The organism is Saccharopolyspora shandongensis (assembly GCF_900106995.1).
GTDB classification, from domain to species: Bacteria; Actinomycetota; Actinomycetes; order Mycobacteriales; family Pseudonocardiaceae; genus Saccharopolyspora; species Saccharopolyspora shandongensis.
The window spans coordinates 124,808-145,131 of the sequence record NZ_FNOK01000022.1 but is presented as its reverse complement, the minus strand read 5'-3'; the positions used below and the strand labels follow the sequence as shown (position 1 = coordinate 145,131).

Sequence of the window (20,324 nt, the reverse complement as noted above, 5' to 3'; positions counted from 1 at the left end):
TCGGTGACCTACCAGCAGCTGTTCAGCGACGTCTACGACGCGTCGGCCGAGGAGCTGGGCATCGCCGGGGAGTGGTCCCGGAATCACCCGGTGGTCACCCGCGCCGACATCGCCAACGCCACTCCGACCCCGCACGCGATCTCCAACCCGAAAGACCCGCTGATCGGCGGTCTGTCGGGCGCGGAGCGGATCGAGCTGGAAGGGGTGGCGTGATGTCGCGGGAGGCAGTGACCCGGCACGGCATGGTGACCGCGCTCTACGCCTGCCCCCTGACCCACGCCGAGCTCCTGGGCGCGGAGATCGCCGACCTGGCGCGCTTCGTCGGGCACCTGCACCTGACCGTCCCAGACGCCGCGATGGAGCGCTTGGAACGCGGGATGGCGACGCTGATCGAGCGCGGCGGGCCGACGTTCGACCGCCAGCGCTACGCCCTGGCCGAAGCTCGGGCAGAGGCGATCTCGGTGCTGATGCAGCTGCCGGAGCCCGCCCGGCAGCGCCTGGTGCACCCGGTCGAAGTCGAGCCGGACGTGCTCTGGCCGAACTAGACCCTGTTGGCCCGATCAACCAGGACGAACACGACCCACAGGAGGGTTCCGGCAACGGCCCGTTGCGGCCTGTTGGAACGCCACCCCAGACACCCGGCCGGTGGTGCCATTCCGCCACCCCGTGCCGCCACACGGGGTTTGAACGCCGCCACCGGCCGGGTTCCCACCCGATCAACAGGCCCGGGTCCGGAACCGCCGGGAACAGCAGAAACCGGCTCCCAACTCCGGGGTTGGGAGCAGACCGGGAACCAGGTTCCCGGCGGCCGGAACGGGGTCGGTTCTCCCGGGTTCTTCACCGCTTCTCACCTGCATGGGAAGAACCCCGAGAAGCCGGACCCGAGAAGCACCGAGAACCCGCCGAGAACCCCTCTCCCGACCGGGCCGACCGAGCCGACCGGCCGACCGGCCGACCGAGCCGACCGAGCCGACCGGGCGACCGAGACGGCGACCTGCATGAGTCGACCCCGACTCGACCGAAGTCGGCCCGGATCGGGTCGAGGGGCGGTCGACCCCGCCGACCTGCATCGGGATAGGGCGGTCGACCCCCCGGGAGTCGGGTCGAGTCGAGGCCCTTTCGACCGCCAGCGAACAGCACGAACACCACCGAGTCGCATCGGAGCCGAAAGCCCATGAGTAAGCCTGAAACACCGCCCGCCGAACCGGGCGAACAGCGGCGACGGCTGCACCTGGTCCCCGACGCCACCCAGCCGCCGATGGAGGCCGCGGGGCCGGTGCCGGCGGTCCCGTCGCTGGCGTTGGACCCGGAGACCGAGCGGCGCGCGCTGGAGGAGATCGCCCGCGCTCGCTCGGAGCTGCCCGACCGTGACGAGGCGATGTTCGGCACCTACCTCGGTTCGCTGGTGCGCCGCCTGGAGCCGACCAGCGAGGCCGACCCCGCGAACATCCTCGCGTCGCTGATGGCCGCGACCGGGGTCTATCTCGGCGACGGGCCGCACATGCGGGCCGGGGACGACCGGCACCCGTTGCTGGTGTGGCCGATGGTCATCGGCCGGACGGGAGTCGGCAGGAAGGGTGCGGGCTGGTCGGCCGCGAAACGGCTGCTGCTGGCCACCGACCCGGACTTCGTGGACCGCAACATCCACTCCGGTTTGACCTCCGGTGAGGGGCTGACGCAGGCGTTCAACGAGGACGAGGCGGGCGCGACCGGCCCCGACGACGGCGAGGACCAGGGCAAGGGGAAGAAGCGGGCGTCGCTGCTGCCGCCTGGTGATCGGCGGCTGCTGGCGTTCGAGACCGAGTGGGCCACCGTCATGGCTCGGATGAAGCGGGAGGGCAACACGCTCTCGGCGACGCTGCGCGCGGCGTGGGAGGGCGGGAACCTCTCCACGCTCGGCGTGAACGCGCGGATCGTGCGGGACACCCACGTTGGGATCCTGGCCCACATCACGCCGAAGGAGTTCCAGGCCAAGCTCTCGGCGTCGGACATGGCCGGGGGCACCTACAACCGGTTCCTGCCGGTGCTGGTCGCGCAGACCCAGTTCCTGCCCAGCAGCACCGGAGCGGACCCGACCCTGCTCGACCACCTGGCCGTAGACCTCCGCGCCCGCCTGGCCGCCGGTTCCCGCCTCGGGCAACTCGGCCTTACCCGCGACGCCGCCGCGCTGTGGCAGCGGCTCTACGTCGAGTTCGGCGGCTACAGCGCCGACGACGGCCCGATCGAACAGTTCCTCTCCCGCGCCGCACCCAACTGCCTGCGCGTGGCCGGGCTCCACGCCGCGCTCGACGGCGTGGAGCTGATCACCGTCGAGCACCTGGCCGCCGCCGCCGCGTTCGTCCGCTACGCCGTCGCCTCCGCCCGTGCGGTGTTCAGCGGCAACGACACCACCGGGCCACGCCTGGCCGCCTGGATCGCCGACGCCGGGCCGGAGGGGCGCACCCGCAAGGAGGTCAACGCCGAGTTCTTCCAGGGCAAGACCAAGGCCGCCGACATCGATCGCTACATCCAGCAGCTCACCGAGAAGGGAGAGATCACCGAAGGCGAGCGGGCGCGGGCCGATGGCAAGAGCGGTCGCGCCACTCGGATCTACGTCTCTACCTCGCGAAGTTAGCGAACTTTCGAACTTAGCCCCTGACCAGGGAAAACAATGAGTTCCTAAGTTCGCTGGCCCGCGAACTTAGCCCCTAAGTTCGCCACGCAGCGAACTTAGGTCACCACTAAAACCGCAGGTCAACCCCAAAGTTCGAAAGTTCGCTAAGTTCGCCCGACATCAGGAGCACCCATGAACCGCAGCCAGCACGCCAACCCGTCGATCCGGCAGGGAATCGGACAGGGAACAGGGCAGGGAGTCGCCGGGGAGGGAGGGAATTCTCCCTCCCGCGTTCCCTCGCCGATTCCCTCGGTACGACCTGCGGAAACCCTCCGAGAGGGAACGAGGGAGGCGAGGGAATACGCCCCGGGAAACCCCCGGAAAACGCGGTTTCCGGCTCCCCACGGTCATTCCCTCCCTGTGCCCCGGCAGTCGGAGGAGGCGCCGCGCGTGCTGCTCACCGTCGAGGCCGCTGCGCGTCGGTTGTCGGTGAGCCGGACGACGATGTTCCGGCTGCTGAAGTCCGGCGCCGTCGCCTCGGTGCGCATCGGCCACGCCCGCCGCATCCCGGCCGAAGCCGTCACCGCCTACGTCGAGCGCCTGGCCGCCGAACAGCGCGCCGCCTGAGGCCCGTTCGGCGGGCCGCAGACCCAAGTGGATGGGCCAGTGAGTCCGGCCGGGGCAAGTGGATAGTCACTTGGCCATCCACTTCCGGCATTCACTGGGCTTGACCTGCGGAAACGATGTGGAAGTGAGTCCAGTGAATCCAGTGGATCGGCCTCGCGAACCCCGCTCCACGCGGCACCTGCGGCCACTGGACGCCATCCACTCACTTGCTGGATCACGTGGTGGACAAGGGGGTGGGCCGCAGGCCGCCGGGTGGATTCCCACCCGGTCGCCCACCCGCCGGATCCACCATCCGCGACCAGGCCGAACCCGGCCAGGGGTGGGCGGGTGGCCGGGGTGGGCCGCCGCAGGAACAGCCGCACCGCCCCTCGTTTGACGCGTGCTGGCCGGGCGCCGGCCATCCACCCACCCCGAAGCGGCCGGGACATGGCCTGGCGCAGGACCCCAGGCAATGTCCCGGCGCTTTTCACCCTCCAACACCCCTCGAAGGGAGACCGACCATGAACCCGCTGTTGGAGATCACCGGCCGCGTCCTGGCCGTGCTCGGAGTCATCGCGGTGCTCGTCATCGCTGCGGTGGCCGTGGTGATGTGGCGGGCCGTGCTGCCCGCGCTGCTGATCGGCACGCTGGCCGTGGCGTCCGGCATGGTGCGCACTCTCGCGCTGGCCGGGTTCGCCGTGCTCGCCGGACTGCGGGCCGCGATGCTCGCGCTGGACCGAGCCGGTGCAGCTGTGCCCGCACCGCGGCTACGCCGACGAGCTCCCCGGCGAACATGGCGGACTAGGCCGTTGGTGGCCGGTGCTGCCGGATGAGCCAGGCAATGAGGTCACGTCCGCCGAATGAGATCGCTCATTCGCCGCCTCATCCCCGGCGACCTGCCGGAATGAGCCGAATGAGGCAAATGAGTACCCATCGAGAGCCCGTCATCAAGGCCGGAAACCAGCCCTCGGCGACAGGCCGCCGGACCTCATCCGCGACCGATGCCGCCAACGCCTTCGGCACACCGCCGACGGCCAGGTGTCTAGAAAACTGGACACTCGCGCGAGCGAGGGACCGCTAGACCTAGCGGCCAGGACTGCTAGACCTAGCAGGGCCGCTAGCGACCCGGACCGCCGTCGACCAGCGGCCTAGCGTCTAGCAGCACGACGGCCGCCGGCACCCACCCGACGCCAACCCGGGCGCTCCTCGACCCAGACTCCGCGCTAGGCGACAAGGGACCGAGTTAGGCCACCGAGGTCCCCGCAGACCCCCGGGTTGGGAGCCAATCTCGAACGCTCCCAACGGGCGGCTAACTCACCTAACTTTCTAACTTCCCGCAGGTCAGACCCCACGCGGACTGGTTTAACCCTGGAGTTAGAAATCTAACCCGCCAACGCGGATCTAACTCCCGATCTAACCCAGCACGCCAAGGGCGTGGCGACCCCGCGCGCCCGCAACCAGGAGGACAACCGATGCCACGCAAACGCCGCCCGGAAGGCACCCGGGCACCCAACGGAGCCAGCAGCATCTACCTCGGCAAGGACGGCTACTGGCACGGCCGCGTCACCATGGGCGTCCGCGACGACGGCAAACCCGACCGCCGCCACGTCCAGGGCAAGACCGAAACCGAAGTCATCGACAAGGTCCGCGAGCTTGAAAACGACCGCAAGAGCGGGAAGGTTCGAAAGCCCGGCCATGCCTGGACCGTCGAGAAGTGGCTCACGCATTGGGTTGAGAACATCGCCGCGCCGTCCGTTCGCTACAAGACTCTCCAGGGCTACCGCACGGCGGTGTACAAGCACTTGATCCCCGGCATTGGCGCGCACCGGATCGACCGAATTGAACCGGAGCACTTCGAAAAGCTCTACGCGAAGATGCAGGAATCCGGTGCGAAGGCGGGAACCGCCCACCAGGTGCATCGCACTGCTCGGGCTGCCTTCAACGAGGCTTTTCGGCGTCGGCACGTCACCGAAAGCCCGGTGCGGTTTGTGAAAGCTCCGAAGGTCGAAGAAGAGGAAGTCGAGCCCTTCGCGCCGAAGGAAGCCCAGCAGATCATTACGGCCGCGCTCGATCGTCGAAACGGCGTGCGATTCGTGATCGCTCTCGCACTGGGCTGCCGTCAGGGTGAAGCGCTGGGCTTCAAGTGGGAGCGGCTCGATCGGGAAAACAGGCTTTACCGCGTTCGGAGGGCGCTTCAGCGGCAAGCCTGGCAACACGGTTGCGATGATCCGCACTCCTGCGGTGCGCGGTTCCACCGAGAGGCTTGCCCGGAGAACTGCACTCGGCACCGCAACCGGAAGAACTGCATTCGCGACGAGAAAGGGCGTGCCCGACCGTGCCCGCCGAATTGCACCAGGCATGCCAGCAGCTGCCCGAAGCGGCACGGCGGCGGACTGCGCGAGGTCGACGTGAAGTCGAAGGCTGGCCGCCGGCGGTTCGTTCTTCCTGACGAGATCTTCGAACTGCTCATGCGGCATGAGGAGGCCCAGCAGCGAGAACGGGTTCACGCCGGTACCGAGTGGCAGGAGGGTGGCTGGATCTTCACGCAACCCAACGGCAGGCCGATCGATCCGCGGCGCGATTGGGGAGAGTGGAAGGAGATCCTCGCGGAGGCCGGTGTTCGAGATGCTCGGCTTCACGACGCTCGCCATACCGCAGCGACGGTGCTCATGCTGCTCCGCGTGCCGGACCGGGCAGTACAGGACCACATGGGATGGTCGTCGATCCGGATGAAAGAGCGGTACATGCACGTCACCGAGGGGTTGCGCCGCGAGATCGCCGATCAGCTGAATGGGTACTTCTGGAACCCCAACCGAGACGGGAAGTGAGACGGATCGCCCCTGGTCACCGGGTGGTTGGGGGCGTTTCCGCTGGTACCGTCGGAGCCGCTGAGGGGACTCGAACCCCTGACCGTCCGCTTACAAGGCGGGCGCTCTACCAACTGAGCTACAGCGGCATGCACTTCCGTCGTGCGGGGACATCGTAAGCGTCGTTCCGCCCGGGGTGGAAAGCGGCCGCGTGACTGCTGCCGGGCGGCTACTTCCGGTGCAGTCGACGACTGGCCGGAAATCAGTGATGGACGCCACAGATCGAGGGTGCAACGGTCGGCTCATGACAGGCGATGCCCGAGGGGAAGATCAGGCACGGCGGCCCGCCCGCAAGGCGGCCCGGCAGGAAGGAAGACCAGCAGTGGGAATCACGCACCGCGCCCGCGGTGTGCTGCGGCGGCGCGACCCGGAACTGACCATGCCGCCCGGGGCTCGCAACGTCGTCTACGGGCCGGCTCTGCCCGACGAGTCCACCGTCCACCTCGTGCTCGACCTCGGGCTGCGCATCGGCGAGGTGCAGATGGCCAGCGGGGCAGGCGCCTCGGACGTGACCGCGACGATCATCGCCGTGGTCAGCGCCTATGGTCTGCCGCACACCGAGGTCGACGTCATCTACACGTCGATCACGGTGTCCACCTACCGGGGCACCGACCTGCCGCCGATCACCTCGCTGCGGGTGGTCCGAAACCGCTCCCTGGACTACACACGCCTGGCCGACGTCGAAGATCTGCTGCGGCGGATCACCGGCAACGAGCTGACCGCCGCCGAGGCCTACGCCGAGCTGGACCGGATCACCACTGCTCCGCACCCGTTCCCGCGCTGGGTCGCCACGCTGTCCTGGGCGGGCATGGCCGCCTCGCTGGCCGTGCTGCTCGGCGGCGGCTCCACCCCGCTGCTGCCGCTGGTGGCCGCCGGATCGACCGCGCTGGTGGACCGCGTCGGGCGGTTGCTGAACAAGCGCGCGTTGCCGTTCTTCTTCCAGCAGGCCGTCGGCGGTGCGATCGCGACCGCCATCGCGCTGGGCTGCTACGCCACCGGCCTGCTCGACAACGCCGCGCTGGCGATCGCGGCCAGCATCATCGTGTTGCTGTCCGGGATGACCGTGGTCGGCTCCATGCAGGACGCCATCACCGGCTACAACGTCACGGCCGCGGGCCGGATCGCCGAGCTGGCCCTGATGTCCGCCGGGCTGATCGCCGGCGTCGTGCTCTCGCTGTACATCGGCGTGCGCATCGGCGGCGAGTCCGTCGGCAGCCTGGACGCCCAGGCCCTCGGCCGTGCCGAGGTGCCCGCGCCCGCCCTGCCCCTGCACCTGCCGGTGCAGATGCTCGCCGGTGCGTCCACGTCCGCCTGCTTCGCGCTCGCCAGCTACGCGCCGCAGCGGCTGCTGCTCGCGGCCGGGATCGGCGGCGGCGTGGCCGCGACGGTGCACTCGCTGCTGCTGACGCTGGTCGACGTGCACACCGTGCTGGCCGGGGCCGTGGCGACCACCGTGGTCGGCTTCATCGGCGGGATCATCGCGCGACGGCTTCGGATTCCCGCGCTGGTGATCGCCGTTTCCGGCGTCGCGCCGCTGCTGCCGGGCTTCGCGACCTACCGCGGGCTGTACGAGCTGTCCGTGCTGGGCAGCCCGGCCGGCGTCGCCACGCTGATGCTCGCCGTCGCCACCGGGCTCGCGCTCGGCGCCGGCGTGGTGCTCGGCGAATATCTCGCGCAGCCGGTCCGCACCCGGCTCGGTAGGTTGGAACGCCGGTTCGCCGGGCCGCGGATGTCCGGCCCGCTGCGCCCCACCAAGCGCCGGATCGACTGATCGGCTGCGGGTCTTCCGGCGGCGCTCCGACGGGCCGGAAGACCCACGGGCCGGCCGGCCCGATTTGCACCACACGCAGCACGCAGCAGCAGGTTGGATTGGCTAGCCTCGCGACAGGTGGCCGATACGGCGGGAGGAATACCGGTGAGCAAGGGCAGCACGCCCGATCGAGCGGACTTCGTCGTGGTCGCGAACCGGCTGCCGGTGGATCTGGAACGCCTCGACGACGGCACGGAACGCTGGCGGCACAGCCCCGGCGGCCTGGTCACCGCGCTGGAGCCGTTCCTGCGCGCCCGGCGCGGCGCGTGGGTCGGCTGGCCCGGCGTCGCCGACATCGAGGTCGAATCGTTCAGCGACGACGGCCTGCAGCTGCACCCGGTGCCGCTGTCGGCGGACGAGTTCGCCGAGTACTACGAGGGATTCTCGAACGCCACGCTGTGGCCGCTGTACCACGACGTGGTGGTTCCGCCGGTGTACAACCGCTCCTGGTGGAACGCCTACCGGCGGGTCAACAAGCGGTTCGCGGAGGCCGCCGCCGCGGTCAGCGCCGAAGGCGCGACGGTGTGGGTGCAGGACTACCAGCTGCAGCTGGTCCCGGCGATGCTCCGGGAACTCCGGCCCGACCTGCGCATCGGGTTCTTCCTGCACATCCCGTTCCCGCCGGTCGAGCTGTTCATGCAGCTGCCGTGGCGCACCGAGATCGTGCGCGGGCTGCTCGGCGCCGACCTGGTCGGCTTCCACCGGCCCGGCGGTGCGCAGAACTTCCTGTGGCTGGCCCGCCGGCTGGCCGGCTTCGAACCCAGCCGCGGCCAGGTCGGCGTCCGCTCCCGGCCCGGCGTCGTGCAGGTCGGCGACCGCACCGTGCGCGTCGGTGCGTTCCCGATCTCCATCGCCGCCGCCGGGCTCGACAAGCTGTCGCGCACCAAGGAGATCCAGCAGCGCGTGAAGATGCTGCGCGCCGAGCTCGGCAACCCGAAGAAGATCATGCTCGGCGTCGACCGCCTCGACTACACCAAGGGCATCGACGTGCGGCTGCACGCGATGCACGAGCTGCTCGCCGAGGGCCACATCAAGGCCGAGGACGTGACGATGATCCAGATCGCCACGCCCAGCCGGGAACGCGTCGAGCACTACAAGCAGATGCGCGAGGACATCGAGCGCGAGGTCGGGCGGATCAACGGCGAGTTCGGCCGCGTCGGTCACCCCGCCGTGCACTATCTGCACACCTCGGTGGACCGCAAGGACCTGGTGACCTTCTACTGCGCCGCCGACGTCATGGTCGTGACGCCGGTGCGGGACGGCATGAACCTGGTGTGCAAGGAGTACGTGGCCTGCCGCCACGACCTCGGCGGCGCGCTGGTGCTGAGCGAGTTCGCCGGTGCCGCGGCAGAACTCACGAGCGCGTTCCTGGTGAACCCGCATAACCTGGACGGGGTCAAGGACGCGTTGCTCGCGGCCCTCGACATCGACGAGGCCGAAGGACGCCGTAGGATGCGCGCACTGCGTAGGCAGGTGCTCACGCACGATGTCGACCGCTGGGCGCGGTCGTTCCTCGAAGCGTTGGGCGCACCGCTCGTGGAGTAGCCGCGGGTAACCGGTCCACAACACAGACGGCCCGGCCTCAGCGATACTTGTTCGAACCGCTCGCCGTCGACGGCCACCGCCGTGGCGCGAACGGGATCGATCCACAAACGACTTGACCGCGCCCCCCTGAGGAGTATGGCGTTGACCGCCGAAGCCCTTCCTGCCGAGCTGCGCCGGGTGATCGTGCAGCTCGCGCGGACGCCTCGACTTCTGGTCGCCTGCGACTACGACGGCACCCTCGCCCCCATCGTGGCGGACCCCACCCAGGCCAAACCGCTGCCCGAATCGGTGCACGCCCTGCGGTCGCTGGCCGCGCTGCCGGCGACCACCACGGCGGTGATCTCCGGTCGCGCGCTGCGCGACCTGGCCACCCTGTCCCGGCTGCCCGCCGAGGTCTACCTCGTCGGCAGCCACGGCTCGGAGTTCGACGTCGGGTTCGTGCACGAACTCGAACCCGAGGCCACCCAGCTGCGCACCGAGCTGCAGATCGCACTGCAGGACATCGTGCGCGGCAAACCCGGCGTCACGCTGGAGAACAAACCCGCCAGCGTCGCGGTGCACGTCCGGCGCGCCGAAGCCGAGGTGGCCGAGGAGGTGCTGGACACCGTCCGCACCGGCCCGGCGGCCTGGGAAGGTGTGCAGGTCACCGAGGGCAAGGCGGTCATCGAGCTGGCCGTGGTGCAGACCGACAAGGGCAACGCGCTCGACGCGCTGCGCCACCAGGTCGGCGCCACCGCGGCCATCTTCCTCGGCGACGACGTCACCGACGAGAAGGCCTTCGCCCGGCTGCACGGCCCCGACCTGGGCATCAAGGTCGGCGAGGGGGACACGCTGGCGACCTACCGGATCGGCAGCACCACCGAGGTCGCGACCGTGCTGGCGTTCCTGATGGAGGAACGGCGCACCTGGCTCTACGGCGAGCAGGCCCCGCCGATCGAGCGGCTGACGATGCTGTCCAACGAGCGCACCGTCGCCCTGGTCACCCCCGACGCGCGGCTGACCTGGATGTGCCACCCCGGCCCCGACTCGGCCGCGGTGTTCGCCGACCTGCTCGGCGGCCCCGGCGCGGGCCACTTCACGATCCGCCCGCAGGGCGGCAACGGCGCCCAGCGCAGCCCGCTGCCGCTGGGCCAGCGGTACGTGCCGAACACCATGATCGTGGAGACCCGCTGGTCGCGGCTGCTGGTCACGGACTACCTCGCGCACGGCACCGACAGCCACCGCACCGACGTGGTCCGGGTGATCAGCGGCAGCGTGCCGGCGGCGGTGGAGTTCGCGCCGCGCCCCGAGTTCGGGCAGGTGGCGGTGCGGCTGACCGCCGAGGCCGGCGGGCTGCGGGTGCAGGGCACCGCCGAGCCGATGGTGCTGTACTCGCCGGGCGTGCAGTGGGAGATCAGCTCCGACGGCATGCACGAATCCGCGCACGCGGTCGTCGACCCGAGTGAGAACAACCCGATCGTGCTGGAGCTGCGCTGCGGCACCGACGACCTGTCGTCGGCGGCCGCCGAGGTCGAGCGCCGCGACGAGGCCGACCGGTACTGGTCGGAGTGGATGAAGACGCTGTCGCTGCCCGACGTGGAGCGCGACCTGGTCGCCCGCTCCGCGCTGACGCTGCGCGGGCTGTGCAACACCGACACCGGCGGGATCATGGCGGCGGCCACCACCTCGCTGCCGGAGGAGATCGGCGGCGTCCGCAACTGGGACTACCGGTACTGCTGGCTGCGCGACGGCGCGATGACCGCGCAAGCGCTGGTCACGCTCGGCTCCACGGCCGAGGCCGAGGCGTTCCTGAACTGGCTGCACCGGGTGCTGGAGACGCTGCCCGGCCCCGAGCGGCTGCACCCGCTGTACACGCTGCAGGGCACCGGGCTCGGCCCGGAGGCCGTGATCGACAGCCTGCCCGGCTACGCCGGATCGCGGCCGGTCCGCGTCGGCAACCTCGCCGACCAGCAGGTGCAGCTGGACGTGTTCGGGCCCGTGGTGGAGCTGATCGCACACCTCGCGCAGGCCACCGGCCGGATCCGGGACGTGGACTGGGACCTGGTGAAGGCGATGGCCGAGGCCGTCTCGCACCGCTGGTTCGAGCCCGACCACGGCATCTGGGAAGAGCGCGACGTGCCGCGCCACCACGTGTACTCCAAGGTCATGTGCTGGGTGACGCTGGACCGCGCGGTGAAGCTGGCCACCGCGTACGGCCGCGAGGCCGACCCGTCGTGGGCGCCGCTGCGCGACCAGATCGGCCAGGACGTGGTCAAGAACGGCTGGCACCCGGACGTGCAGGCGTTCACCACCGCCTACGAGGGCTCGGACCTGGACGCGGCGTCGCTGCACGTCGGGCTGTCCGGGCTGATCGACCCGTCCGACGAGCGGTTCCAGGCCACCGTCACGGCGATCGAGGCGGAGCTGCGCAGCGGCTCCACCGTGTACCGCTACCGCCGCGACGACGGTCTGCCGGGCGACGAGGGCGGCTTCCACCTGTGCGCGGCCTGGCTGATCGAGGCGTACCTGCTGATCGGCCGCCGCACGGAGGCCGAGGAGCTGTTCCAGCAGATCGTGGACACGGCCGGTCCGACGGGGCTGCTGTCCGAGGAGTACGACCCGATCGCGGAGCGCTCCCTGGGCAACCACCCGCAGGCGTACTCCCACCTGGGCCTGATCCGCTGCGCCCAGCTGCTGTCCGCATAGGACGTTTTGCCAGGTGAATGGCCGTGAGTACTTTGTGTCGCTATAGCGACACAAAGTACTCACGGGGCCTGAGCAGGCGAAACCGCGGCCTGGCCTGGCGATCACCGGTGTATTCACCCGGTTCTGATCCGCATCACGATTTGGGCGATTGATGTCATCCCGTCGGGGGCGGGCTAATACGCTCTGTGCCGGACGCTCGCACGAGGGGAAGGCGGACGGGTGAACGGACTGACCGCAACGCTGATCGTCGTGATCATCGTGCTGATCGTCGTCGTGGTGTTCGCCGTGATCATGGGGATGCGGGCCAAGCGCGCTGCCGCGAAACCAGAAACCCCGCCCACCGATCCGTTCCACACCGGTGACCAGGACTCGCTGCGCGGCGACCCGCGCGCGCTGAAGGCCGGCGACATCGTCGAGGTGCGCGGCAGCTCCTACACCGTCCGCGGCACCGTCCGGCTCTCCGAAGGCGGCTGGACCTGGGCGGAGCACCTGCTCGACGACGCCAAGGGCGGGCAGGTGTGGCTGGCCGTGGAAGAGGACCCGGACCTGATCCTCTCGCTGTGGACGCCCGTCGCCGACGCCGGCGAGCCCGGCCCGAAGACGATCGACTTCGGCGGCCGCACCTACCACTCCGAGGAATCCGGCAGCGCCGAGTTCCGCAGCGAGGCCACCACCGGCCTGGCCGAGCAGGGCACCGTGCGCTACCACGACTACGAGGCCTCGGACGGATCGATGCTGGGCTTCGAGTCCTACGGCGGCGCCGACTGGGAAGCCAGCAGCGGCGAAGCGCTCAGCCGCTACGACGTGCTCATCTACCCGACGGCGGACTGACCGGTGAAACCCCGCTTCTGGTTCGTGATCGCCGGTGCAGCCGCGGTGTTGGCCCTGGTCATCGGGCTGGTGGCGATCTTCTCCACCGGCACCGGGCCGCACGGCTACGTGGCGAAGAACTACACCCGCGCTGCGCACCTCGACCTGCCCGGCGACTCCGACAACCGGGCGTACACCAGCCCGAAGCCGCCCAGCGTCGTCGCCGCCGAGATCACCTCGAAGTGGCGCCCGCAGTCCCAGTACGCCGACTCGTCGGGCATCTACCTGCGGTACTCCGATGACGCGGTGATCATCCAGCCGCAGGCGCCCGGATCGGTGATCCACCTGATGGATGCCGACCGCGCCTACCGCCGCTACCACAGCCACGTCGGCGGCGTCTGGGGCTGGAGCAGCCCGCACGGCGAGAGCTTCCGCGGCCGGGGGCCGGGGGCGGGCAAGTGAGCGGCAAGAAGGTCGGGCTCGTCGTGACCGCGGGCGCCGTCCTCGCCGTCGGCCTGGCGGTCGCCGGGACGATCGGCGGCGAGTCCGCGCAGAACACCTTCACCTCGGAGGAAAGCACCTACTACCTGGACGGTTCGAGCTACGCGGGGCCGCCGATCGAGCGGTTCACGCCCGCCGATGCGCAACAGCTCGCGCAGCGGCTCGCGGAGGCGGAGCGGGCGCACGGGGTGTGCTTCGGCTGGAAGCTGGTCGACGGCTCGACGAAGCAGTTCGACCAGGGCTCCAGCCGCGGCCCCGGCGTCCCGGCCGACAGCTGCCCGCGCTGGGCCGAAACCCGGGTGTTCGTCGCGGCCGCCGACACCGACGACGACGTCGACGCGGCCGACGTCAAGGTCGCGGCGTCCGGCGACCTCGACGCGCAGCTGGAGGCGGACGACTTCGTGAACCTCGGCGTCACCGCCGACGCGCTGGCCGAGGAGCCGGTGACCGCGACCGGGCAGGCCGCGCTCGGATTGCCCTTGCTGCTGGTGGAGAACGGCGTGCTGACGGCGCCGCAGGCGACCGAGGACGCGTCGGGCACCGCCTCGGTCCCGTCGCTGCCGAAGGGCGACGGCTCCGGCTCGGACTGGGTGCCCTGGGCGTGGCTCGGCGGGCTGGGCGTCGTCGTGGTTCTCGCCCTGCTGCTGGGCTTCCGGGCCCGCGCGAAGCAGAAGTCCACATCGGACACTCCGCCCGCGCCGCCGCCGGGACCGCAGGGGAATCCGCCGACAGGCCCGCAACTGCAGGGACCTCCGGCTGGCCCGCCGCAGGGGTCGCCGCCCGCGCCGCAGGGCCCGCGACCGGGCGGATCGCAGGGACAGCCGCCCGGGCCGCACCCGCCGCGAGGACCTGCGGCGCCGGGGCAGCAGGGGTGGCCTCCGCCGCCCGCGGGTCCGCGGCAGTCCTGGCCTCCGCCACCGCAGGGCCCGCCGCCGGCAGGCCCCCGCCGCTGACCGCACCGAACACGACACCAGAAGGGCCCCACCTTGCTCCAGGAAATGCTCGCCGGCCTGCTCGCCGCGGTCGCCTACGGGGTGATCGGCGTGGCGATGATGGCGCTCGGCTACGTGCTCGTCGACCTGGCCACGCCGGGCAAGCTCCGCGACCTGATCTGGGTCCAGCGCAACCCGAACGCGGCGTTGCTGCTGGTCTCCGGCCTGATCGGGGTCGGGATCATCCTGACCACCGCGATCGTCGGCAGCGCCGACGACCTGATCGCCGGGCTGATCGGCACCCTCGCCTTCGGCCTCCTCGGGCTCATCCTGATGAGCCTGTCGTTCCTGCTGATCGACGCGGTCACGCCCGGCAGGCTCGGCGACGAGCTCTCCTCCCCGAACATGCACCCGGCGACCTGGGTGTCGGCGACGTCGCACGTGGTGATCGCGGTGCTCATCGCCGCCGCGATCTGGTGAACATCGCGTGTCGGTGACCGCCGAACCCACCGCCGATCCAGTCGAGCCCGCCGATCCGGTCAAGCCGCGCGGCCGGATCGCCCGGACCGCGGTGCTGGTGGCCGTCTTCATCTGCGCCGCCTGCGGTCTGGTCTACGAGCTGGCGCTGGTCGCGCTCGGCAGCTACCTGATCGGCGACACCGTCGGCCAGGCGTCGATCGTGCTGTCGCTGATGGTGTTCGCGATGGGCGTCGGCGCGCTCGCGGCGAAACCCCTGCAGCGCTGGGCGGCTCCGGCGTTCGCGGGCATCGAACTGCTGCTCGCGCTGCTCGGCGGGATCAGCGTGCTCGGGCTGTACGCCGCGTTCGCGTGGCTGAGCCTGTACATGCCCGCGCTGATCGCCACCGCGCTCGTGCTCGGCGTGCTGATCGGCGCGGAGATCCCGCTGCTGATGGTGCTGCTGCAGCGGATCCGGCGGCAGGACGCGGGTTCCGCGGTCGCCGACCTGTTCGCGGCCGACTACGTCGGCGGCCTCGTCGGCGGGCTGGCGTTCCCGTTCCTGCTGCTGCCGCTGTTCGGGCAGGTGCAGGGCGCGTTGCTGGTCGGCATGGTCAACGCCGCCGCCGGCATCGGGCTGGTGCTGACCGTCTTCCGCCGGGAGCTCTCCAAGCGCGCGACGTTGCTGCTGACCGGGGCGACCGTGCTGGTCGGCGGCGTGCTCGTCAGTGCTTACGCGTTCGCCGACGACTTCGAGGTCACCGCGCGCCAGGCGCTGTACGCGGACCCGGTGGTGCATTCGGAGCGCACGCCGTACCAGGACGTCGTGCTGACCGAGTCGGTTTCGTTGAACGGGAACAGCGACACCCGGCTGTACCTCAACGGAGACCTGCAGTTCAGCTCGATGGACGAGTACCGGTACCACGAGGCGCTGGTGCATCCGGCGATGGCCGGGCCGCGGGAGCGGGTGCTCGTGCTGGGCGGCGGCGACGGCCTGGCGCTGCGCGAGGTGCTGCGGTACCCGGACGTCCGCGAGGCCACGCTGGTGGACCTGGACCCGGCGGTGCTGGAGCTGGCGCGCACCGATCCCCGAGTGTCCACTTTGAACAAGGACGCCTTCGCGGATCCGCGGGTGCGGGCGATCGCGGCGGACGCCTTCAGCTGGCTGCGGGACAACCGCGAACGCTACGACGTGGTGCTCGTGGACATGCCCGACGCGGACTCCACGGCGACGGCGAAGCTGTACTCGACGGAGTTCTACGGGCTGGTCCGGCAAGCGATGTCGGACAACGCGCGAGTGGTGGTGCAGGCGGGTTCGCCGTTCTTCGCGCCGAAGGCGTTCTGGTGCATCGAATCGACGATGCGGTCGGCGGGCCTGAACACGGTCCCGTACCAGATCGCGATGCCCAGCTTCGGCGAATGGGGCTTCCACCTGGCCGGTGCCACCCCGGGTTCCGCAGTTTCAATTGAAATTGCGGGCGACCACACGACGGCAGGACACCCGGTAGCGTCGTCCGGCGGAACCTCGCTCGCCTCGCCCGGCGCTCCGTCCCTGCGGCTCCCGGCCGACGCCCCGCCACTGCGGTCCTTGGACGCGGCGACGTTGCAAGCGGCGGCGACGTTCTCGCCGGACCGCGCCAGGATCCCGGGCCTGGAGCCGTCGACCCTGATGCGCCCGACGATCCTCCAGTACGCCCAGGGGGAGTGGGCGAACTACTGACCCCACCAGGCCGAAAGAGGTTCCCGATCCCAGGCGAAGCCGGGAAACCCAGTGCCTGACCAGCGCCCGCCGAATCGGGAAATTCCCCGTTCTAACCAAAATCGGTACCCGGTAAGCCCTCGCTGAGCCAGCGATCTTCCCAATTTTAGGCGAAATCGGAACTCCTGGCTCTGACCTGCTCGGGTGCACCGGGGGCCTGTCCGGCCCGTGATCAGCCCCGCCGGGTCACGGGCCGAACCAGCGCTCTTCTGCCGAGCGGGGCGGGGCCGAGGTGGCTCCGGTGATCAGCTGGGTTTCCAGCTGGATGTGGCGGGGCCGGCCCGGCTCGCTGGCCTCCAGCAGCAGGCGCCCGGCCGCGCGGCCCTTCTCCAGCCACGGCTGGCGCACCGTCGTCAGGCCCGCCCGCTCCGCGTCCGGGATGCCGTCGAAGCCCGTGATGGTCAAGTCCTCCGGCACCCGCAGGCCGCGGTTGCGGGCCTCGCTCAGCGCGCCGAGCGCGAGGATGTCCGAGGTGCACACGATCGCGGTGATCTCCGGGTCGATCTCCAGCAGCTGCGCCGCCGCCGTCGCCCCGGACGCCGTGGTGTGGTCGAAGCGCTCCACCACCGGCACCTTCGTCCAGTCCACGCCCGCCTCGCTGAACACCTCGGCCAGCGCGGTCAGCCTGGCCTTCTGCACGTGGAAGCTGGCGTTGGCCTGCCGCTGCACGGACGCGGGACCGTCGTTGCGGCCCCGGGCCAGGCGCATGCACAGCACGCCGATGCGGCGGTGTCCCAGGCCGATCAGGTGGTCGGCGACGCTCTTGATGGCCTTCCCGTCGTCCGGGCCGACCCAGTCCAGGTTGTCCAGGCGCGGCTGGTCGCAGACCACCACCGGCACGGGGCGTTCGAGCACCGCGGCCAGGTGCGGGTCGTCCTCGGGGACGGAGTACACGACGAAGCCGTCGACGCCGGCGCGGTGTACCGAGGCGACGTCCTCGCGCTCCGGGCTCGCCGGGATCAGCAGCAGGCCCTGGCCGGCGTCTTCGCAGGCCAGCGCAAGTCCTTCGAGGAAGCCGACGGCGCCCGGGTCGCGGAACGCGTAGGAGAGGTTCTCGGTGAGCAGCAGGCCGACCGCGCCCGCCTTCCTCGTCCGCAACGACCTCGCGACCGGATCCGGCCCCGGGTAGCCAAGCCGGCGAGCGGTCTCCAGGACTCGCTTGCGCAGCTCCGGGGAGAGCTGGTCCGGACGGTTGTACGCGTTGGAAACCGTCGTCCGGGAGACCCCGAGTTCTGCAGCGAGCGATGCGAGCGTCGCAGGCCGCCGGGCATTCGTTGACCGCGCCATGGAGGAACCGTAACGGTTCAGTACCCCTCGGTGAAGTGAGCATGATGCATATCCCACTCACGTTCGAATCATGAACACGGAGCGACGCAGGGTGATCACTCTCCGAGTTGGTTCATTCGAGGGGCTGACCCAGAGCGATTTTGCGGTTACGTTTTCATGACCGATTCCGTGAAAGGTGTCACAGATGGCTGAGGTTGCGTACGTCAACGCCTCGCGCGTTTACCAGGGGAGTCCACCGGTACGGGCGGTGGACAAGCTCGCCTTGGACATCGCCGACGGTGAGTTCCTGGTGCTGGTGGGGCCGTCGGGGTCCGGCAAGTCGACGGCGTTGCGGATGCTCGCCGGGCTGGAGGACGTCGACGAGGGCGGCATCACCATCGGTGGCAACGATGTCACCAACACCCCGCCGAAGTCGCGGGACATCGCGATGGTGTTCCAGTCCTACGCCCTGTACCCGCACATGACGGTCGCGGAGAACATGGGCTTCGCGCTCAAGCTGCGCAAGACGCCCAAGGGCGTCATCAAGGAGAAGGTCACCGAGGCCGCGCGGATGCTGGACCTCGAGAAGTACCTGGACCGCAAGCCCAAGGCGCTCTCCGGCGGTCAGCGGCAGCGGGTCGCGATGGGTCGCGCGATCGTCCGCGAGCCCAGCGTGTTCCTGATGGACGAGCCGCTGTCCAACCTCGACGCCAAGCTGCGGGTGGAGACCCGCGCGAACATCGCGGCACTGCAGAAGCGGCTGGGCACCACCACCATCTACGTCACCCACGACCAGGTCGAGGCGATGACGATGGGACACCGCGTCGCGGTGCTCAAGGACGGGCTGCTGCAGCAGTGCGCCAGCCCGCGCGAGCTGTACGAGAACCCGGCCAACGCCTTCGTCGCCGGCTTCATCGGATCGCCCGCGATGAACCTCAAGACGGTGCCGCTGACCGGCGACGGCGCGGTGCTCGACGGCACCACGATCCCGCTGCCGCGCGAGGCCGTGGCCGCCGCGGGCGACCTCAAGGAGATCACCTTCGGCGTGCGCCCCGAAGCGCTGTCGCTGACCTCCAGCGAGGACGACGGCATGGCCATGACCGTCGAGCTGGTCGAGGAGCTCGGCGCCGACGCGCTCATCCACGGCGCCATCGACGTCAACGGCTCGCAGGAGCGCTTCGTGGTCCGCGCCGACGGTCGCACCCCGCCCGCGCTTGGCCAGCAGGTCAAGGTCGCCCTGCGCGACCACAGTGAGATCCACCTCTTCCACCCTGAGACCGGAGATCGCCTGGTCGCCTGATCGCGAACCGATCGTGGCTGCTCAGGCGGCCGCCGACGGTTGCGGCCCCCGTGCCGACGCCCCCGCTGGTCCTGGCGGGGGCGTCGTTGTGTGCGCAACAGGAATAACCCGGTTGGTGGAGTGTTGTGCGGAGACGTGCTTAGACTGTAGTTGACAACGGTTTCCGTTACCGTTCGCAGTAAGCCGTCAGTCTGCTGCGCAAGGGGCCTATCACCGAGGAGTGCAACCGATGACCGTCCGCAGCCGCTCCGCTGCCACCGCCTTGGCCGGCCTCGCCGTCACCGCCATCGCCCTGACCGCCTGCGGCACCGGCGAGCAGGCGGCCGGCGGCGGCGACAAGATCAAGGTCGTCGCCTCCACCAGCGCGTGGGCCAGCGTCGTGCAGGCGATCGGCGGCGACGACGTGGACGTCGAGGCGATCATCAGCGACCCCAACGCCGACCCGCACTCCTACGAGAGCACCCCGAAGGACGCCGCGAAGGTCACCGACGCGGACCTGGTCGTGTTCAACGGCGGCGGATACGACGGGTTCATGGAGAAGATCCTCGGCAGCAGCGGCCAGGGCAAACCCGTCGTCGAAGCCGTCAAGGACGAGCACGAGGGCGAGCCCGCGGGTGAGCACGGCGGGCACGAGGAGCACGGGCACGAGGGCCACGACCACTCGGCGAACGAGCACGTCTGGTACGACCTGCACGTCGTGCAGCAGGTGGCCGCCGACGTCAGCGCCGAGCTGAGCAAGCTGCAGCCGGCTAAGGCCGAGCAGTTCGGCAAGGCCGCGGGCCACTTCGCGGAGGACATCGGCAAGCTGCAGGGACGGGTCGGCGAGCTGGGCGACCAGAACCGGGGCAAGCAGGTGATCGTCACCGAGCCGGTCGCGCACTACCTGGTGGAAGCGGCGAGCCTGCAGGACATCACGCCGCCGGAGTTCGTCAAGGCCGTCGAGGCCGAGAGCGACCCGTCGGCGGCCGCGGTCGCCGCGATCCAGAACGCCGTGAACTCCAAGCAGGCCGCGGCGGTCATCTACAACCCGCAGACCGAATCGCCGGTCACCCGCAACGTGCGCAGCGCCGCCGAGCAGAATCAGATCCCGGTCGTGGAGATGACCGAGACCCTGCCGCAGGGCAAGACCTACGTGCAGTGGATGGACGACCAGATCACGGCCCTGCAGGCCGCCTTGACCCAGAATCGCTGAGA

16 protein-coding genes, 1 tRNA gene and 1 pseudogene are annotated in these 20,324 nt (G+C 70.2%); 16 read left to right on the top strand and 2 right to left on the bottom strand.

Annotated features, from left to right (window positions below):
- The 6 genes and pseudogenes from BLW84_RS23520 to BLW84_RS23495 all read left to right on the top strand — a co-directional run.
- Positions 1 to 213: pseudogene (locus tag BLW84_RS23520) on the top strand (helix-turn-helix domain-containing protein); the annotation flags it as partial.
- Positions 213 to 545, top strand: a complete 333-nt coding sequence (locus tag BLW84_RS23515) for a hypothetical protein (RefSeq protein ID WP_093268807.1) — start codon at positions 213 to 215, stop codon at positions 543 to 545. The pseudogene BLW84_RS23520 and the gene BLW84_RS23515, both read left to right, overlap by 1 nt.
- A 629-nt stretch (positions 546 to 1,174) precedes the next feature.
- Positions 1,175 to 2,614, top strand: coding sequence for a DUF3987 domain-containing protein (locus tag BLW84_RS23510; RefSeq protein ID WP_245761330.1), 1,440 nt, complete (start codon positions 1,175 to 1,177; stop codon positions 2,612 to 2,614).
- 429 nt (positions 2,615 to 3,043) lie between these two features.
- A complete protein-coding gene (locus BLW84_RS23505; RefSeq protein ID WP_093268804.1) occupies positions 3,044 to 3,220 on the top strand; it encodes an excisionase family DNA-binding protein in 177 nt (58 codons plus the stop codon).
- A gap of 500 nt (positions 3,221 to 3,720) precedes the next feature.
- The gene (locus BLW84_RS23500; protein WP_093268802.1) at positions 3,721 to 4,032 is read left to right on the top strand and encodes a hypothetical protein; all 312 of its coding nucleotides are present in this window, start codon (positions 3,721 to 3,723) and stop codon (positions 4,030 to 4,032) included.
- Between the two features lie 639 nt (positions 4,033 to 4,671).
- Positions 4,672 to 6,027 (top strand): tyrosine-type recombinase/integrase, encoded by a 1,356-nt coding sequence (locus BLW84_RS23495; RefSeq protein WP_093268800.1) that lies wholly within the window; start codon positions 4,672 to 4,674, stop codon positions 6,025 to 6,027.
- Positions 6,028 to 6,082: 55 nt separating this feature from the next.
- Here BLW84_RS23495 and BLW84_RS23490 read toward each other — a convergent pair.
- A tRNA-Thr gene (locus BLW84_RS23490) sits at positions 6,083 to 6,155 on the bottom strand.
- A gap of 233 nt (positions 6,156 to 6,388) precedes the next feature.
- On the opposite strand from BLW84_RS23490, the gene BLW84_RS23485 reads away from it, so the two are divergent.
- The 8 genes from BLW84_RS23485 (at position 6,389) to BLW84_RS23450 (ending at position 16,525) form a co-directional block, all read left to right on the top strand.
- Positions 6,389 to 7,837 carry a threonine/serine exporter family protein gene (locus tag BLW84_RS23485; RefSeq protein WP_093268798.1) on the top strand — a complete coding sequence of 483 codons (1,449 nt, stop codon included), beginning with the start codon at positions 6,389 to 6,391 and terminating at the stop codon, positions 7,835 to 7,837.
- 144 nt (positions 7,838 to 7,981) lie between these two features.
- Positions 7,982 to 9,421, top strand: coding sequence for an alpha,alpha-trehalose-phosphate synthase (UDP-forming) (locus BLW84_RS23480; RefSeq protein WP_093268795.1), 1,440 nt, complete (start codon positions 7,982 to 7,984; stop codon positions 9,419 to 9,421).
- 135 nt (positions 9,422 to 9,556) lie between these two features.
- Positions 9,557 to 12,106: a trehalose-phosphatase gene (gene otsB, locus BLW84_RS23475; protein WP_093268794.1), complete on the top strand. Its 2,550-nt coding sequence runs from the start codon at positions 9,557 to 9,559 to the stop codon at positions 12,104 to 12,106.
- A 219-nt stretch (positions 12,107 to 12,325) separates the two neighbouring features.
- On the top strand, positions 12,326 to 12,937 hold the full coding sequence (locus tag BLW84_RS23470) for a DUF4178 domain-containing protein (protein WP_093268792.1): 612 nt from the start codon (positions 12,326 to 12,328) through the stop codon (positions 12,935 to 12,937).
- 3 nt (positions 12,938 to 12,940) lie between these two features.
- Entirely contained in the window at positions 12,941 to 13,378 is a 438-nt protein-coding gene (locus tag BLW84_RS23465; protein WP_093268791.1) for a DUF4247 domain-containing protein, read from the top strand.
- The gene (locus tag BLW84_RS23460; protein WP_093268788.1) at positions 13,375 to 14,370 is read left to right on the top strand and encodes a hypothetical protein; all 996 of its coding nucleotides are present in this window, start codon (positions 13,375 to 13,377) and stop codon (positions 14,368 to 14,370) included. Before BLW84_RS23465 ends, BLW84_RS23460 begins: the two co-directional genes overlap by 4 nt.
- 33 nt (positions 14,371 to 14,403) lie before the next feature.
- Positions 14,404 to 14,829: a DUF350 domain-containing protein gene (locus BLW84_RS23455; RefSeq protein ID WP_093268786.1), complete on the top strand. Its 426-nt coding sequence runs from the start codon at positions 14,404 to 14,406 to the stop codon at positions 14,827 to 14,829.
- A gap of 13 nt (positions 14,830 to 14,842) precedes the next feature.
- Positions 14,843 to 16,525 (top strand): polyamine aminopropyltransferase, encoded by a 1,683-nt coding sequence (locus tag BLW84_RS23450; protein ID WP_245761329.1) that lies wholly within the window; start codon positions 14,843 to 14,845, stop codon positions 16,523 to 16,525.
- A gap of 225 nt (positions 16,526 to 16,750) precedes the next feature.
- On the opposite strand, the gene BLW84_RS23445 is transcribed toward BLW84_RS23450, so the two are convergent.
- Positions 16,751 to 17,851, bottom strand: coding sequence for a LacI family DNA-binding transcriptional regulator (locus BLW84_RS23445; protein WP_093268780.1), 1,101 nt, complete (start codon positions 17,849 to 17,851; stop codon positions 16,751 to 16,753).
- A gap of 184 nt (positions 17,852 to 18,035) precedes the next feature.
- Here BLW84_RS23445 and BLW84_RS23440 point away from each other — a divergent pair, with 184 nt between their 5' ends.
- Both BLW84_RS23440 and BLW84_RS23435 read left to right on the top strand, forming a co-directional pair.
- Complete coding sequence (locus tag BLW84_RS23440; RefSeq protein ID WP_093268777.1) at positions 18,036 to 19,130, top strand: ABC transporter ATP-binding protein; 1,095 nt, start codon at positions 18,036 to 18,038, stop codon at positions 19,128 to 19,130.
- Between the two features lie 229 nt (positions 19,131 to 19,359).
- Positions 19,360 to 20,322 carry a metal ABC transporter solute-binding protein, Zn/Mn family gene (locus BLW84_RS23435; protein ID WP_093268774.1) on the top strand — a complete coding sequence of 321 codons (963 nt, stop codon included), beginning with the start codon at positions 19,360 to 19,362 and terminating at the stop codon, positions 20,320 to 20,322.
- The last annotated feature ends 2 nt before the right edge of the window (positions 20,323 to 20,324 follow it).

Excerpts from the sequence above, each read along its gene's own strand:
- BLW84_RS23510 (WP_245761330.1), top strand. The coding sequence starts at position 1,175 with ATGAGTAAGCCTGAAACACCGCCCGCCGAACCGGGCGAACAGCGGCGA.
- BLW84_RS23435 (WP_093268774.1), top strand. The coding sequence starts at position 19,360 with ATGACCGTCCGCAGCCGCTCCGCTGCCACCGCCTTGGCCGGCCTCGCC.
- BLW84_RS23500 (WP_093268802.1), top strand. The coding sequence starts at position 3,721 with ATGAACCCGCTGTTGGAGATCACCGGCCGCGTCCTGGCCGTGCTCGGA.
- BLW84_RS23495 (WP_093268800.1), top strand. The coding sequence starts at position 4,672 with ATGCCACGCAAACGCCGCCCGGAAGGCACCCGGGCACCCAACGGAGCC.
- otsB (WP_093268794.1), top strand. The coding sequence starts at position 9,557 with ATGGCGTTGACCGCCGAAGCCCTTCCTGCCGAGCTGCGCCGGGTGATC.
- BLW84_RS23445 (WP_093268780.1), bottom strand. The coding sequence starts at position 17,851 with ATGGCGCGGTCAACGAATGCCCGGCGGCCTGCGACGCTCGCATCGCTC.
- BLW84_RS23440 (WP_093268777.1), top strand. The coding sequence starts at position 18,036 with ATGGCTGAGGTTGCGTACGTCAACGCCTCGCGCGTTTACCAGGGGAGT.
- BLW84_RS23515 (WP_093268807.1), top strand. The coding sequence starts at position 213 with ATGTCGCGGGAGGCAGTGACCCGGCACGGCATGGTGACCGCGCTCTAC.